Annotated in this window: 14 protein-coding genes and 2 tRNA genes; 10 read left to right on the top strand and 6 right to left on the bottom strand. The window is 57.6% G+C overall.

Features of this window, described 5'->3' with window-relative positions; all coding sequences use genetic code 11:
- The first annotated feature begins 31 nt into the window (after window positions 1–31).
- Genes NDI86_RS00350 through NDI86_RS00375 form a run of 6 tightly spaced genes read left to right on the top strand, consistent with a single transcriptional unit; the run spans window position 32 to window position 7,970 of the window.
- A complete protein-coding gene (locus NDI86_RS00350) occupies window positions 32–1,537 on the top strand; it encodes a type I restriction-modification system subunit M (RefSeq protein ID WP_310898401.1) in 1,506 nt (501 codons plus the stop codon).
- A complete protein-coding gene (locus NDI86_RS00355; RefSeq protein ID WP_310898402.1) occupies window positions 1,530–2,885 on the top strand; it encodes a restriction endonuclease subunit S in 1,356 nt (451 codons plus the stop codon). Before NDI86_RS00350 ends, NDI86_RS00355 begins: the two co-directional genes overlap by 8 nt.
- On the top strand, window positions 2,878–3,213 hold the full coding sequence (locus NDI86_RS00360) for a hypothetical protein (RefSeq protein ID WP_310898403.1): 336 nt from the start codon (window positions 2,878–2,880) through the stop codon (window positions 3,211–3,213). The genes NDI86_RS00355 and NDI86_RS00360 overlap by 8 nt, the downstream gene beginning before the upstream one ends.
- Entirely contained in the window at window positions 3,213–6,188 is a 2,976-nt protein-coding gene (locus NDI86_RS00365; RefSeq protein ID WP_310898404.1) for a type I restriction endonuclease subunit R, read from the top strand. Before NDI86_RS00360 ends, NDI86_RS00365 begins: the two co-directional genes overlap by 1 nt.
- Entirely contained in the window at window positions 6,181–6,903 is a 723-nt protein-coding gene (locus NDI86_RS00370) for a M48 family metallopeptidase (RefSeq protein ID WP_417936232.1), read from the top strand. The genes NDI86_RS00365 and NDI86_RS00370 overlap by 8 nt, the downstream gene beginning before the upstream one ends.
- Window positions 6,900–7,970 (top strand): hypothetical protein, encoded by a 1,071-nt coding sequence (locus NDI86_RS00375; RefSeq protein ID WP_310898406.1) that lies wholly within the window; start codon window positions 6,900–6,902, stop codon window positions 7,968–7,970. The genes NDI86_RS00370 and NDI86_RS00375 overlap by 4 nt, the downstream gene beginning before the upstream one ends.
- 40 nt (window positions 7,971–8,010) lie before the next feature.
- On the opposite strand, the gene NDI86_RS00380 is transcribed toward NDI86_RS00375, so the two are convergent.
- The 4 genes from NDI86_RS00380 to NDI86_RS00395 all read right to left on the bottom strand — a co-directional run bounded on the left by NDI86_RS00380 (window position 8,011) and on the right by NDI86_RS00395 (window position 10,409).
- Entirely contained in the window at window positions 8,011–8,958 is a 948-nt protein-coding gene (locus tag NDI86_RS00380; protein ID WP_310898407.1) for a DUF4268 domain-containing protein, read from the bottom strand.
- 44 nt (window positions 8,959–9,002) lie between these two features.
- Complete coding sequence (locus NDI86_RS00385; RefSeq protein WP_310898408.1) at window positions 9,003–9,275, bottom strand: DUF8112 family protein; 273 nt, start codon at window positions 9,273–9,275, stop codon at window positions 9,003–9,005.
- Window positions 9,272–9,739, bottom strand: coding sequence for a hypothetical protein (locus tag NDI86_RS00390; RefSeq protein ID WP_310898409.1), 468 nt, complete (start codon window positions 9,737–9,739; stop codon window positions 9,272–9,274). The genes NDI86_RS00385 and NDI86_RS00390 overlap by 4 nt, the downstream gene beginning before the upstream one ends.
- A 364-nt stretch (window positions 9,740–10,103) precedes the next feature.
- Window positions 10,104–10,409 (bottom strand): MarR family transcriptional regulator, encoded by a 306-nt coding sequence (locus NDI86_RS00395; protein WP_310898410.1) that lies wholly within the window; start codon window positions 10,407–10,409, stop codon window positions 10,104–10,106.
- A gap of 90 nt (window positions 10,410–10,499) precedes the next feature.
- Between NDI86_RS00395 and NDI86_RS00400 the strand changes: the two genes are divergently transcribed.
- Both NDI86_RS00400 and NDI86_RS00405 read left to right on the top strand, forming a co-directional pair.
- Complete coding sequence (locus tag NDI86_RS00400; RefSeq protein ID WP_310898411.1) at window positions 10,500–11,165, top strand: PH domain-containing protein; 666 nt, start codon at window positions 10,500–10,502, stop codon at window positions 11,163–11,165.
- Window positions 11,166–11,207: 42 nt separating this feature from the next.
- Window positions 11,208–11,789, top strand: a complete 582-nt coding sequence (locus tag NDI86_RS00405; RefSeq protein WP_310898412.1) for a hypothetical protein — start codon at window positions 11,208–11,210, stop codon at window positions 11,787–11,789.
- Between the two features lie 259 nt (window positions 11,790–12,048).
- Here NDI86_RS00405 and NDI86_RS00410 read toward each other — a convergent pair.
- Both NDI86_RS00410 and NDI86_RS00415 read right to left on the bottom strand, forming a co-directional pair.
- Window positions 12,049–12,122: transfer RNA gene (locus tag NDI86_RS00410), tRNA-Phe, on the bottom strand.
- Between the two features lie 613 nt (window positions 12,123–12,735).
- Window positions 12,736–12,809, bottom strand: a tRNA-Val gene (locus tag NDI86_RS00415).
- An 84-nt stretch (window positions 12,810–12,893) separates the two neighbouring features.
- On the opposite strand from NDI86_RS00415, the gene NDI86_RS00420 reads away from it, so the two are divergent.
- Both NDI86_RS00420 and NDI86_RS00425 read left to right on the top strand, forming a co-directional pair.
- Complete coding sequence (locus tag NDI86_RS00420; protein ID WP_310898413.1) at window positions 12,894–13,463, top strand: DUF192 domain-containing protein; 570 nt, start codon at window positions 12,894–12,896, stop codon at window positions 13,461–13,463.
- Between the two features lie 408 nt (window positions 13,464–13,871).
- Window positions 13,872–15,788: an ABC transporter ATP-binding protein gene (locus tag NDI86_RS00425; protein WP_310898414.1), complete on the top strand. Its 1,917-nt coding sequence runs from the start codon at window positions 13,872–13,874 to the stop codon at window positions 15,786–15,788.
- Window positions 15,789–15,900 lie beyond the last annotated feature (112 nt).

Consider the following 15,900-nt stretch of genomic DNA (forward strand, 5'->3'; position numbering starts at 1 on the left):
AAATAACACGCTCGCATGAAATGAGAGGCATATGACCCTCTCGCTGGAAGAACTGGACTCACATCTTTTCAAATGCGCCGACATAATTCGTGACGCCGTAGACCCGACCGACTACAAGGAGTACATTCTGCCGCTCGTCTACTACAAATCCATCTCTGACGAGTTCGAGAAGCAGTATCAGCAGAACCTCGAAGAGTACGGCGAGGACTTCGCCCGCCGGGAGAACCTGTACGACATTCCGGTCGTTCCCGAGGGGTACCTGTGGGACGACCTTCGTTCCGTCTCGGACAACGTGGACAAGGAACTGAACGAAGCGTTCGACGCACTCACCGACGAGAACCCGGAACTTCAGGGCCTCTTCCGGGCTGACTATATCGACGCCGACGCGCTGGACGACGACCGTCTCGGGAAACTCGTTGAACACCTCTCGAAGCACGACCTCGACCGGGACAGTATCCCGCCGGACATGCTCGGAGAGGCGTACATGGATTTGGTTCGCCACTTCGCAGAAGAGGAAGGGAAGTCTGGCGGCCAGTTCTTCACCCCACCCCACATCGTCAATCTCTGCGTTCGTCTCGTGGACGAGTTCGAGGACGGCCACACCTTCCACGACCCGACCGTCGGCTCGGGTGGTATGCTCATTGAGGCCGCTCGCTACTACCGCGAGGAACAGGGTGGCGACCCCTCGAAGATGACCTTCACCGGGCAGGAAATCAATCCCGACATTGCGGCGATTGCGAAGATGAATCTCTCGATTCACGGCCTGAATGGCACCATCGAGCGCGAAGACTCGCTGTCGAGTCCGGCGTTCACCAACGAGGACGACAACGAACTCACGCGCTTCGACCGGGTGCTGGCGAACTTCCCCTTCTCGGCGGATTGGGCCAAGAGCGACCTTCAGGACGACCCGTATGGTCGCTTCGATTGGGACGACAAACTCCCTCGCGCCGACCGGGGCGACTATGCTTTCATCATGCACATGGCCGAGCAACTGAAAGACCCCGACCGAGGTGACGATTCGGGTGGGAAGGCGGCTATCGTCATTCCCCACGGCGTTCTGTTCCGCAAGCACGAGAGCAAGTTCCGCGAGCCAATGCTCGAAGACGACCTCGTGGAAGCCATCGTCGGTCTTCCGGGTAATCTCTTTCAGAACAACAGTATCCCCTCGGCAATCCTCGTGCTGAACACCGACAAGCCCGAGGAACGGGCGAACGAGGTACAGTTCGTTCATGCCGCTGACGAAGACTTCTACCGCGAACTCTCGAATCAGAACGAACTCACGGAAGAGGGTCTTGACCACATCGTAGAGAACTTCCGTAACTGGACGACGGAGGAACGCGTTAGTCGAACGGTCAAACTAAACGAGATTCGGGAGAACGATTACAACCTGAATATCGCGCTGTATGTCGATACCGCCGAGCCGGAGGAAGAGATTGACGTTCAGGAAGAACTCGGCAAACTACGCGAGTTGCAGAACGAGCGCAATGAGATAGAAGCCCGGATGGACAGCCATATGGAGGCCTTGAATTATGAGTGAGGAAGTTACGCTGGACGATTATGCTGATTCGGCTTCCGAAGAGGACTCCGAGCAACCCGAAAGCCGGTTTTGGGGAACGATACCAGATGGTTGGGAACTCGTGGACGGAACCGACGTTTATGACGTGAATCCCAACCCGAAGCCCGACGAGGAACCAAACACCTACATCGAGATGGACGCACTCGATACGGAACTTCCGTGGCCTCGCTACTTCGGGGAACGGAACGCCTCGGAGTACAGCGGGAAGACGTTCACTGCCGGAGACACGCTCTTCGCCCGAATCACACCGTGTACCGAGAATGGGAAGGCCGCGCTCGTCCCCGAGATGGATACAAAGGTCGGTATCGGTTCGACCGAGTACGCAGTCCTATCGCCCAAGACCGAACGAATCAATCCGTGGTACCTGTACTACGTCGGAAAATCTCATTCGATTCATGATTACGCAGTTTCTCGAATGCGTGGTTCTACGGGTCGCCAGCGTGTCCCATTCAGTGTCTTCCGTCGGGAATTAGACGTTTCTCTTCCCCCTCTTGAGGAACAACGTCGAATCGCCACCATTCTTCAAAATGCAGACCGAGCAGTTCGGAAAACAAGAGAAATTATCGAACAAACGAAACGGGTTAAGAGGGGTGTCGCTCAAAACCTATTCCATTACGGTATTGATAGGGAAGACACGAAGCAAACTTGGCCCGGTGAGATACCAGAATCGTGGGATGTGGTTCAGTTCTCCGAAATTGTGGGTTCTAATCGGAACGGGCTGTACAAGTCTGGAGACGCCTACGGAGAGGGGTATCCGATAGCCAAAATGGGGAACGCTCTCGAAAATCGTGTCTTGGACATGTCGTCTGCTGATAGGCTTGAACTGACAGAGGAAGAGAAGGAAAAGTATGGATTGCGGGAAGAGGACTTGATTTTCGCCCGCCGAGCGCAGGAGGTGTCTGCGGCAGGGGATTGCTGTTATGTCCCTGAACTTGACGAACTCACAGTGTTTGAGTCTTCATTGATTCGCGTGAGGCTCACTGAAGACGTGAATCCAAGGTTCTATGTTCAATATTTCGAGGGGCCGGTTGGTTCTCGCTCTATTGAGCGGATTGTAACGGAAACCAGTATATCGGGGATTGCGACAAGCGACTTGCTTGATTTGAAAGTCGCGCTTCCAAGTCTTGAAGAACAGAATGAGATTGCTTCGATTCTATGGGGTTTCGATGAGTATGTGACGGCCCTCCAAAACGAAGCAGACCAGTTCATCCGCTTCAAAAAGGCCCTCTTGCAAGACCTGTTGTCAGGAACAGTCCGAACAACCAACACTAACATAGAGGTGCCAGAAGAAATCGAACAGCATGGTTAGTGATAGGGGACTGAACTACGCTCTTGGGAATCTTCTCGCCGGGCCAAGCCAGTGGCGAAACATGTATTCTACTGGCGCGTCCGTCGCTTTCATCGTCAATGTCTCACTTGCGTATCTGAATATTCTCCCACCACTCTACTCCGGCTCAAGTTCTGAAATAGCCGACACGCTCGGGGTATTCATACTGGAACTGGTTAATGCGATGTTGCCGATAGTCGCGTGGGCGATGGACAGGCCGATTAAGGCCGTACTGACGGTGATTGTGTACATATTTGTGGGGCTGTCCGTGTGGACTGTAAAGTATGAAGCGGCCACGGGGGGCTTCTAATGACTACAGCACCATCCGAAGAGGGCGTTGAACACTCGCTACTGTCGTGGCTCAATACCGTCGGGTGGGACACCTATGGAGAGGACGGCGACCGTGGTGCCAGCGCCCTCGACGCCGCATACGACCGACAGAGCCACGAAGTCGTCTATTGGGATTTACTTGCCGAGCAGGTCATAGCGCTAAACAAGGACGTGACCGAGGAAAACGTCGAGAAATTCATTTCGTCCCTGAAGCGCGACCTCGACAGCGAGAATCTGATAGACGGCAATCGGGCGTTCTACCAACTGCTGACGAAGGGCAAGACCTTCTCCGTCCGCCGCCCTGATGGGGTGACGAAGACCGTCTACGTAGACCTGATAGACTACGAGAATCCCGAGAACAACACCTTCCACGCCGTGAATCAATTCTCGGTGTCGCGGGAGACGACCATCCGCCCGGACGTGAATCTCTTCGTCAACGGGATTCCGCTCGTGACGATGGAACTCAAGAGTCGGGCACAGGACAACGACTGGCACGACGCCGTAAGCGACCTGCTGGCCTACCAAGAGGACGTTCCCCGGCTGTTCACACCCGGTCTGTTCAACGTCGCCGCCGACACGATGGAACTGCGCTACGGCGCAGTCGGTGCGCCCAAGGAGTTCTACGAGCCGTGGAACGACGCCCCGGAGAAGTTCAAGGACGACAACGAAATGCGACAGGCCGTCAAGGCGCTGTGTAACCCCGGCACCCTTCTCGACCTGTTGAAGAACTTCGTCTTCTACGAGCGCCGGGCCGGAGGGGACGCGAAAATCGTCCCTCGGTACATGCAGTACTACGCCGTGAACGCGATTCTCGACCGTGTGGCCAAGGGTGAGGACAAGACCGGCCTTATCTGGCACACGCAGGGGTCGGGCAAGTCCTTCACCATGCTCTACGCCGCCGAGAACCTGCTGGTCCGCAATATGGCCGACAACCCGCAGGTCTTCATCATCGTGGACACGGACAAACTGAACTCTCAAATGCGGGACCAACTGGCGAACCTCTCCCTCGAACGGTGGACCGAAGCCAAGGGTATCGACCACCTCGAAGAACTCATCGAAGAGGGTCAGAGCGAACTCGTCCTGACGACCATTCAGAAGTTTCAGGACGTAGAGCCAGACGCGCAGGGCAACGACGAGGTAATCGTCATGAGCGACGAGGCCCACCGGTTCATGGAAGCCGACCTCGGGAGTCGTCTCGACAACGCGCTTCCGGACTGCTATCACTTCGGATTCACCGGTACCCCCGTCAGGGAAGGTGAGACACAGAAGGCCCGAAACACCTTCCGTGAGTTCTCACCCGACGACGAAGACTACCGAACAGGCGAACGATACCTACACCAGTACACGGTCAAAGAAGGTATCGAGGACGGGCTGATTCTGCCCGTCTACTTCACGCTCCGGCACGAGATGGAGTGGAAGATTGACGAGGCCGGGCTTGACGAAGAGTTCGACCAAGAGTTTCGGGGCCTCACCAAAGACGAGAAGCGCGAGTTCATCCGCGAGGCGGTCAACACGACCACGCTCGCAGAAATCGAACCCCGTGTAGACAAGGCCGTCGAGGAAATCGACCAGCACTATACCGACCACGTTTCCCCGAACGGCTGGAAAGGGATGGTCGTCACACCAAGCCGTCGGTCAGCCGCCATGTACGGTGAGCGACTAATCGACCGTCGCGGCGAGGACGAGGTGGAAGTTCTCTACACGACCACCAACGACGACCCGGACTTGATTCAGCAGTTCCACACTGACCCCGACGAGCGCGACAGTATCATCAAGTCGTTCAAGGAAGACGAAGACCCGAAACTACTGGTCGTCCACAACATGCTACTGACGGGCTTCGACGCTCCGATACTGAAGACCATCTACCTCGACCGGAACCTCAAGAACCACACGCTCATGCAGGCTATCGCCCGGACAAATCGGCCTGCCGAGGGCAAAGGGAACGGCGAGATAGTGGACTTCCAAGGCGTCTTCGAGAACATCGACGAGGCACTGGACTACGACGACGAGACGAAAGCCTACGCGGCCCGCGACAAGAGCGAACTCTACGACGACCTCAAAGACCAGTTGGAAACAGTCATGGGAATCTTCGACGGGATTCCGAAGAACGACACCCAAGAGGCCGCTTACGAGGCCGTCGAGCGCGTCAGCACCCATCCTGAACGTCGCCAGTTCAAACAGGGCTTCCGGCGGCTCCAATCGCTCTACGAGGCTGTCGCGCCCGACAAACGGCTCATTCAGGATGGTATCGAAGACGATTACAAGTGGTTGAGTCGGGTTCACGTCGCGTTCAAGCGAACCACGTCCGGCGACGACGACCCCGAAGAGGACATGCAGGAGAAGACCCGTGAGATAATCAGCGAGAACGTCGAAATCGGGGAAATCAAGCGAGACTTTCCTACGTACAAACTCGGTGAGGAATACCTCGAAGACGTGGAAGGGTTGGACAACCCCGGCGTGAAGGCGTCACAGATTGCCCACGCGACCCGCGAACACTTGCACCCTCGGGAGAATCAAAACCCCCGCTACAAGCGCTTGAGCGAGCGCGTCACGGACATAGTGGAACGGTGGCAGGGAGACGAGATAGGCGACCCCGAGGCGGTTGAAGCCCTGAAAGCGGTCGAGGAAGAGATTCTGGACGTGGAAGCCGAGGCCGACGAGAAGGGGATGGAAGCCGCCGAGTTCGCTATCTACACCCATCTGACCGAAGAGACGACCGAGGCTATCGACTCCGAGGAACAAGCCGAGGAAGTGGCCGAGGAAATCGTCTCGCAGTTCCGCGACCGTGTGGACCGTGGCTACCACGGCTGGAAGACTAACCAACAGACCATCGCGGAAATCGAGCGAATCCTGCTGGACGTGCTGGTCAAACAGTACGACCTTGGACACTTGATTCAGGACGACGACGATTTCGTAGACGCGATTCGGAACTACCTCATTGCGAACAATGGCTAAAGCACAACCTCGTCAAATCGACCTATTGGGGAACCCCATCGAGTACGAGGTACGCCGCAGTGCCGACGCCAACGAGCCGCGTATCGACGTGGACATACACGGCGTGACGGTCGTCCTTCCGGAGTCCGAGAACGCTCGTCCATCGAGATTACTGAAGGAGAACGCGGCGTGGGTCGTGGACCAGCAACGGAAGTACGACAGCTACCGTGAGCAAGTTCCCGACCGGACCTTCGAGGCTGGCGAGTGCTTCCCCTTGCTCGGCCAAGACCGAGAACTCGTCATAGAGTCCCGTCAGAAGCACGAAGTGGACGAGGATTCGATTCGTCTCCGAAAGAGTGCCGTTGAACAGTCGTCGGTCAAACGAGTTCTGGAAAACTTCTACCGGAGCCGGGCGCGGGACTACCTTACCGACCGCACCGACCACTACGCCGAGCAGATGGGTGATGAGTATGAGAAACTCGAACTCCGAAACCAGCGAACGCGGTGGGGTAGTTGTTCGACTGGAGGGACGATTAGCCTGAACTGGCGGCTTATCATGGCCCCACCCGACGTTGTGGACTACCTCGTCGTCCACGAACTCGCCCACCTGACTGAACAGCACCACGGTAGGGAGTTTTGGGAGTTAGTCGGGGAACACATTCCGGAGTACAAGGAGAAGGCCAAGTGGCTGGAACAAAATAGCACGAACCTGATTTTCACGAAATCGGATTTATGAACTGGCAAAGACTCCGTAGTGAGAAACTATCCGTCGAAAAAGGAGTCGGAATAGCCGTTGTCTTCTCTCACGTCGCACTTCTGGTTGTCGGGCTAACCCTGTTTTCAATGGGCCTCCTTACAACAGCAATCGATTCTATTTTTCCGAACGCAACTCCGAGTGAAGCAGGGAATATCTCGTTGTCAGTTATCTCTATTCTCGTGAATACTCTCCTTACAGGTGGTCTGATATGGATATACCTTCGTCAGACGAGGGTTCTGGAAGACCAGAGAGACATTAGCGAAGAACAAGCGTCTATCGCAGAAGAGCAAACGTCAATCAGTGAAGAACAGACTTCAATACAAGAACGACAGCAGGAGATAATGGAGGCCGAGTACATTCCTGCTGTCGATATCTCGGTAACTGAAGCCTCGGATGATTCTATCACTATTCACTGTTCCAATCAAGGAACTGGCCTTGCCAAGCAATTCAAAATTGATGTTGAGTTCTACGTTGGTGAAGAAGCGATAGACGGACCTGCTGATTATGATATGGGTGTAGAGGTGGAACCGCTCTCTGACAAGGTTTTCACCAGTACTGAACAGGACACACCACGGGGAGAGGTTACATTTCGTGCCACCTACGCAGGCGGTGCAACTACACCGAAGAGGGTTGGTGCTGATGAAGACCTACCGCAAACCCGTACAGAAGAGATTCTTCGTGAAGACGATGAACAAGACTTGAACTTCTCACTCTATTTCGAGCGATATGTAGACCCCGGCGGAGAACAACCAAGCAGGTTCTCATTCAGTGATGGTGTAGCAGAACTCATAGAAGAGGGCGTCAGTACGCTTGGATTTGGTATCAGTATTTCATATTGTGATATATTCGACAATAAAGTGGCGGATAGGATACTGGCTACCGGCTGGATAGATATTCGAGATGGTGCCGGTGTGGAACAACTGTTTGAGGATTCAGAAAACAGGACCATTCTGTCACATAAACAACCATCATTCGATGATGAAGGAAACCTTTCACTCCGAAATGGGGAAAAAGTTCACCGGACCGGCCACTACTCCTACTTATAGAACGTTCTCGCTCCCGTCGGTATCCTTCTGGAATAGACGATTATAGCCGCTGTATCCGGTCGTAGAACACGTCATGGAACTGTTCGCCGTGTTCAATCATCCATTCGAGGTACTCGTCCCATCTGTCTTGGTCGGTCACGTCAGCAGGCTTCTCGACGGCGATTCGACTCCGTTCTTTTCCGGAACGCGTCTCTTCTGGTTCGTGCCACGTTAATTCACGGTCAATCTCCGCCTCGATTTCTTGGGCTTCTTCGACCAATTGCCTGTACGCCTCGGCGTCGTCTCGAATCACAAGCCCGGTCCCGAGTTCGTTGTCCCGCGAGTTGATAGTAAACTGAAGTTCAAACCCTGCCTTCCCAATTGGGTTGTTGTAGTAGTATTCGGGATACGGTTTTCGAGCGCTCAAGGGAGTATCGCGGTCCTCAATCAGGTCCCGAAACTCGGTCCAAAACTCTTCCTGTAACTTCTCCGTGTCCGTTAGTTCGCCCTCTGACCGCTTTGCCTTCTCCTTCCACTCGCTCGGTTCTGCGACAGGATTCAATCGAACAGCAGGGTCAGAGTCTCCGATTTTCCACACTTCGAGACGGATAGCGAATAGGTCCACACCCTCGCGGCTGTTCTCATTGAGCCACTGTATCGCGTCCCGGTGTTCGTCGTGGAACCGTGGCGAAATCCACACGATGATGTCAGCGTCAACGCCCGAGGCATAGGCAATAGATTTCCCCAAGTGGTCGTGGTCCGAAGGATTCAGTTGATTTTCAATCACGACGTTTCGGTTGTCGTCTACGACTTCCGCGAGAATATCGACGTTATAGCGTCCGACGCTCTTCTCTTCCTCGATTATCTCAAGGTCCAATCCTAACGAATCTTCCAACTCGGAAACGTCTTCGGCGCGTATCTCACTCGCTATCCACGGTGTGAACTCTTGGGCCTCGTGTTCCCAATACTCGCGTACCTCTTGAGATTCGAGCGAAGCAAAGTCTGGCATAACGCGAACCACCGAGCCGACTGTCAAAAATCTGCCTGCTACGTCTACGGTCTGCTTCGGTCTACGGTCTTCACACCCACGAGCCGTCCCGACCAGTACACGGCCTCGACAATCACCTCGTCGGCCCCGTCGGTTGGCAGTCCGATAGTACGGCTTCCACAGTCGCACATCACGCGTCGGACGAACCATCCATCGGCGTCGTAGTAGGTCGCGTAGACGACAGCCTTGTTGCCCGTCCGAATCCGACGGTTGCACTTGTCGCAGATGTTGCCCACCTGTACGCCGTTCAGAGCCGCCGCGGGTGACGGACGACTCATTCGCCCTCACCCGGAAGGTCGCGGCGTCCCTCGTTGTAGCAGTTGAAGCACGGGAAGTCGTGGTCCTCGCACCAGCACTCGTCTTCGTCGGTGTCCCCGGTAGTGAACTCTGCGAGAGTCACACCTCCGTCGGTCGCGGCGACCTTGGGAGTCTCTTCGAGGTGTTCCCCGAGTTGGGCGTCTACCTCGTCGGCGTCCACCCACGCGGGAATAGCCCACTGACCAGTGGCGAATCGAACTCGGCGCTCATGCTTACAGAGTTCGCCGTCTTCGAGGTTGTACTGCTTGTCCGGGCAGGTACACCGCTCTTTGAGAGCGTCCACGCGGTACTCTGACCCGCTCTCGGTTGTTACGGAATACACGTCGCCCCCGAGAGGGAGAACGGTCATGTACTCCGTCAGGGCGCGTACATCGCGCTGTTCGAGGTCGGTACTCTCATGTCTCTCGGCAGGCGTAGTTTGCATTGGCTTTCACTCCCGAAAGCCACTGTCCGGCGTCCCAAGCGCCGGGCTTTCTCGTAGCGAGATTACCCCGAAGAGACAGTGACTCCGTACAATATAGTAGGTGCTGTGGCATTATAATTGTAGGGAATTATAACGCTATAGACAATGCGCAAGAAGAATTAGCGCCCACTCACACAGCCGTACAGCGCCGCAGAGCGCACGTCAGAAACGACGCCCCAATCCACTCGGTAGGGCGACGAACGTCGTGAGCGTGGTCATGGGCCGGTCTACGGCTCCGCTGGTGTAACAGGTGTTCCCGAAAGGTAAGGTAGAGAACTCAAGACTGCTGTTCATGGCCGAATAGGGAACGGTTCACTGACCGGCGCTACTCTTCGTTGTAGGGTTCGAGTTCCGCCGCGTCAAGGTCGCCATCGAGATACTGCTGGCCCTCGTCGGTCAGAACATAGACCCCGTTTCCGAGAAATCGGATTAGTCCGTGGCGCTTCAATTTCTGACAGCGGTCGTGGATATGAGGGCGGCTGAATCGGACGTATTCACTCCCGGCCATGCTTGATGGAGTACCAGAGTCGTTCTCGCTCAAGAACTCAAGAATCCGCTCATCTGCTATACTCATCCACTCCGCCGATTTCCTCATTATCGGGGAGTCACGGCCTATGTCGTTACATATCACGAATCGTATACTTTAGCTAACATAGCGTAAACTACGCCGACAGTTATTTGCCGAATACGTGTCATGTACTAACAGAACTGGTGTCCTGAAATGCCCCAAGGAAGCTACGTCACGGACAAAACGATTGGCAAGGTCGAAGACGAAGTTCGAGCTGACGAAGAAGTACAATTCATTGCCCGAGGAAACGACGTGGAGGTGAGTTACAGGGGTTCAACGGACAACCTCAATTATATCCGAGGACGCCCACGCTTGGTCGTTACCGACCAGCGGGTCTTCCTGAAAATTCCGAAGACGATAGGGACCAATGTCGAATCGTTTGAGTACGACGAAATTGCGGGTGCCGACCTTGGCAATAGTGGACTGACTGGTACGCGCGTTAAATTCCGCACTGTACAAGGAAAGGACTACTCGTTCCGCGCCGACAAGCCCGACGATAGCGAGTTGGAGATGATGGTGGAGTTCATGCGAGAACAGGCGAGTGGTGAACGGCCCCAAACGAGCGGTTCGGCTGGTTCTACTCCTGCGGACTTCCACCAAACAGAATCTTGTATTGAGTGTGGTGAAGGCGTCAATGAGGGTGTGAGTCGCTGTCCAAACTGTGGATACGACCCTTCGGACTACAAGAGCAAACAGCGGAAAAACTCCCTGATAGGCGGGATACTCTGTGCGACTATCATAGGGATTCCACTCGGAATCCTCTACATCCGACGGGCGCGAAAACAGGGTAAGAAAGCAAAGAGGGGCGTGACCGGGTAACTCGGGCTGAACGCTTTACATGAAGCGCTTCGGGGTAGACGTATGACCGAACAGCCCGAATCAGGCGAACTTCTCGTCGGCTCGTACCTTCGACTCGTAGAAGGATGTGAGTTGGTTATGTACAATCAGCGCTCGCAAAAGCAAGGCGACCAACTCGAAATAGACGTGATAGGGGTAGACAGCACCGAACAGGGAGAACGAGTCGTCTACACCTGCGAGGTCGTGACCCACATCGACGGATTGCACTACTCGGGGACACCAGACACCGACCGATGGGTGGAGTACGGAAACGGCGACTACCAGCACACCCTCGAACGGCTGTGGCGGAAGTTCAATTCAGACAGGGAGTACGTCACTGACCTCTTCGATGCCGACGACTACTCTTTCGTGTTCCAATTCTGGTCGCCCGTCGTGCGCGGGAACCGTGACGAAAAGTACCTGCTTGCGGGCCTCTACGACATGGCCGACGAGTTCCAAGACGAAACTGGCGCGGAACTCGAACTCGTAATCAATGAAGAGTACACCGAGCGGATAGAAGCACTGCGCGAGAGGGCAGGGCAGACCGAGAAGGATTACGGGGAACTCGGATTCCGTATCCTACAGATACTCGAACACCTGCGGTGAGCGCGCGCGGCTGACCTCGGGATAGACGGCTATCGTTGAAAACTTAATACCTCGAAAACGCCACGCACAGGAGCCACATCTACACAATCCATTCCGAAACAGGGGAAGGACTGAAAGGGCCTCGGTACGTACAATGTAATGAAACGCCCGACGGCGAAGGGTGCGTTCGTGAGCCGGTTCAAATCTCCCCGCGATTCGCGGGGGCGTACCTGCCGAAATCCGGCGCTATACGGTCAATACGCAACGAACCGCAGGAAAATGCCGCCTCCCGGATTTGAACCGGGGACAGCTCGATCTTCAGTCGAGTGCTCTCCCAGTCTGAGCTAAGGCGGCGCATGTCGAGCGAGGACGACGGTAGAAAAAAGGATTTCGATACCCCGCCGCCCTAGGGGAGAAAGAGGTCCGCGCTGTCGAAGGCCGCTCCGCAGTCGTCACAGGTGTACTCCGTCCCGTCCTCCGTCGAGACGTGCCCGTTACAGTGGGGACACGTCGAGCCGTCTATCATGCGTGATGGTACCGTGACCCCGGGTAAGTGGCTTTCGGCAGGTGACAGTGGGCTGGCGGATTTGGACCGGAGACCGACTCGCTACGCTGGCCGTAGGATGGGTCCGGGCGGATTCGAACCGGAGAGAGACTCGCTTCGCTCGTCTCTCAGGGTTCGAACCCTTGTCACCCACACAGACGGCGCTGGCTCCTCGTTACACTCGTCGCAGTCGCCGTCAGAAGTGGGTCCGGGCGGATTCGAACCGGAGGAAGATTCACTGCGTTCGTCTTCCGGGGTTCGAATCCGTCCTCCGTCACGATTCCGTCGCTCGCGGATTGCTCGCGACAGGAATAGTGGGTCCGGGCGGATTCGAACCACGGTCACTCCGCTCCGCTTCGTTCCCTGATTCGAACCGCCCGGAGGATAGATTCACCGCTCACGTATCGTTCGCGGGAGAATCTATGGGTCCGGGCGGATTCGAACCACCGACCTCGGCCTTGTAAAGGCCACGTCATAACCAACTAGACCACGGACCCGCACTAGCGATTTTTCCACCGGCAGGAATAACGCTTTCTCTCTGGGTCGGAACGCTTACCCCTCGGCTGGCCCACCCTCCGGATATGGCACGCCGGGCAGTCGCCGCCCTCGTCGGAGTCATCGTCGCAGTCGCCGTCGCCGTTCTCGCGTTCCAGACCGGCCTGTGGGTCGATGTCGTCGGGGTCGGCGAGTACGACCGGGGAACCGTGACGGTCGCCGGTAGCGACAACACGACGCCGTGTACGGCGCCACCGAACCGGACCGCGGTGTCGGCCTGTGACGGCTCGCAGACGTTAGCGACCGTCGACGTGCGCATCGCCGACACACAGACCCAGCGCTACACCGGCCTCAGCGACACCGAGTCGCTCGGCCCGAACGAGGGGATGCTGTTCGTCCACGACCAGGAGGGCGAGTACGCCTACGTCATGCGGGATATGGCCTTCGACATCGACATCATCTTCATCGACGCCAACGGGACCATCACCACCGTCCACCACGCGTCAGCGCCGCCGGAGGGCGAGAGCTACAGCGAGCGCTACGCCGGCCGCGGGAAGTACGTCCTCGAAGTGAACCGCGGCTGGGCCAACCGGACCGGCGTGGGCGTCGGCGACCGCGTGGAACTGCCAAGCGGGGTGGCGGGACCTCCTGCATAAGTAACGGGCGACGGGGAACTGTACACAGCCAGAAAGGCCCCGAAGACGCGTCGCATCTTCTGACCTTCGCGGAGCCGCCGGCTCCGCGCGGGCCCACCCGTGCCGACTGGTCAACCTGCTGTGGGTGGGACTGAAAGGGGCGGTTGACTGCGGGAAGGCGGACGACGTAAGGCGCGACGCGCCGCGGTACGTGCGAACGGGGTTGCGGCCCGTGAGCGGACACCACGGCGAACGTAGTGAGCGAGCAGCGCAACGAGTCCCCGACCGCAGCCAGCAGGGGCTTTCTGGCCGTCCACGTCGTCACTGGCTGTCGAACCCGTCGTTGCACCGCCACTCGGTGATTCACAGACGCCCGCTCCCGTATCAGAGCCCGACGCGTATTTCCGGCTCGAACCGTAACCGTAGCCAATGGATATCGAGGCGGCGTCGGACGACGACGCGTTCGAGGACGCCCGCGAGCGGGTCGAGCGGCCGATGTGGCGACTCTTTACGGAGTACGGTCGGGGCCAGCGACTGGCCTTCGTCGTCGGGCTGGTGAGTTCGATTTTCGCCAGGATGCTGGACCTGTTGCCGCCGCTGTTGCTCGCGCTGGCTATCGACGCCGTCATCGAGGACAACAAACGCTACAGCCTGCTGTTCGTGCCCGACGCGTGGATTCCGGGGAGCACGAGCGGCCAGCTCTGGCTGACGGCGGGGCTCATCGCGGCCTCCTTTGGCTTCGGTGCGGTCTTTCACTACACGCGAAACTGGGGGTGGAACAAGTTCGCCCAGCACGTCCAGCACGCGGTCCGCACCGACACCTACGAGACGATGCAGCGGCTCAATATGGAGTTTTTCGCCGACAAGCAGACCGGCGAGATGATGTCGGTGCTGTCGAACGACGTCAACAGGTTAGAGAAGTTCCTCAACGACGGGATGAACTCCTCCTCGCGGCTGGTCATCATGGTCCTCGGTATCGCGGGCTATCTCTTCTACATCAACTGGCAACTGGCCCTGGTGGCGCTGCTGCCGGTGCCGCTCATCGCCGTGTTCACCAGGTGGTTCATCGAGACCATCCAGCCCAAGTACGCCGAGGTCCGTGGCTCCGTCGGGGCGCTGAACTCCCGGCTGGAGAACAACCTCAGTGGCATCCAGATAATCAAGACCGCAAACACGGAGAACTACGAGGCCGACCGCGTCAAGGACAGCTCACAGGACTACCTCGACGCCAACTGGGACGCCATCGGCACCCGAATCACCTTCTTCCCGGGACTGCGGCTGGTCTCCGGGCTGGGCTTTGTCGTGACGTTCGTCATCGGCGGGCTCATCGTCGTCGGGCAGGCGCCGGCGTTTTTCAGCGTCGCGCTCTCCACGGGCGGGTTCGTCGCCTTCATCATCTACACCCAGCGGTTCGTCTGGCCGATGGCCCAGTTCGGGCAGGTCATCAACATGTACCAGCGGGCCTACGCTTCCGCCGAGCGGGTGTTCGGGCTGATGGAGACGCCGGGACGGCTCGAAGAGGCCACCGACGCGCCGGCGCTGTCAGTCACCGACGGCGCGGTCGCGTACGACGACGTGACCTTCGGCTACGGCGAGGACCCCGTGCTGGACGACGTCTCATTCGAGGTTGCGGGCGGCGACACCGTCGCCCTGGTCGGCCCCACCGGCGCGGGCAAGTCGACGGTGATGAAACTGCTCCTGCGGATGTACGACCCCGACGACGGCGCGGTCCGCATCGACGGACAGGACCTTCAGGACGTCCAGATTACCTCTGTTCGGCGGGCCATCGGCTACGTCAGCCAGGAGACGTTCCTGTTCTATGGCTCCGTCCGGGACAACATCGCCTACGGCACATTCGACGCCAGCGACGACGAGATACGCCGCGCCGCCGAGGCCGCCGAGGCCGACCAGTTCATCCGTAACCTTCCCGACGGCTACGAGACGATGGTCGGGGAACGGGGCGTCAAGCTCTCGGGCGGGCAGCGCCAGCGCATCGCCATCGCCCGCGCGATGCTCAAAGACCCCGACATCCTCGTGCTCGACGAGGCGACAAGCGACGTGGACACGGAGACGGAGATGCTCATCCAGCGGTCGCTCGACGAGTTGACCGCCGACCGGACCACCTTCGCCATCGCCCACCGCCTCTCGACTATCAAGGACGCCGACACAATCCTCGTCTTGGAAGACGGCCGCGTCGTCGAACGGGGCAGCCACGACGACCTGCTCGCGCGGGACGGCCTGTACGCCAACCTCTGGGCGGTTCAGGCCGGCGAAATCGACGAACTCCCCGAGGAGTTCGTCCGGCGGGCGATACAGCGCCGGGCGCAGACGGACGCGGACGACTGACTCGGCGGTTGCCGACGCGTCGTCGATGTCGTACGCGTCTCGTGTCCGACCCGCGACCAGTCGGCCGGGATTCGGTGGCCGACCTGGAACCACCGTGGCCTGTTGTTAAGCC

Source organism: Haloarcula onubensis, from assembly GCF_031624605.1.
Taxonomy (GTDB): domain Archaea; phylum Halobacteriota; class Halobacteria; order Halobacteriales; family Haloarculaceae; genus Haloarcula; species Haloarcula onubensis.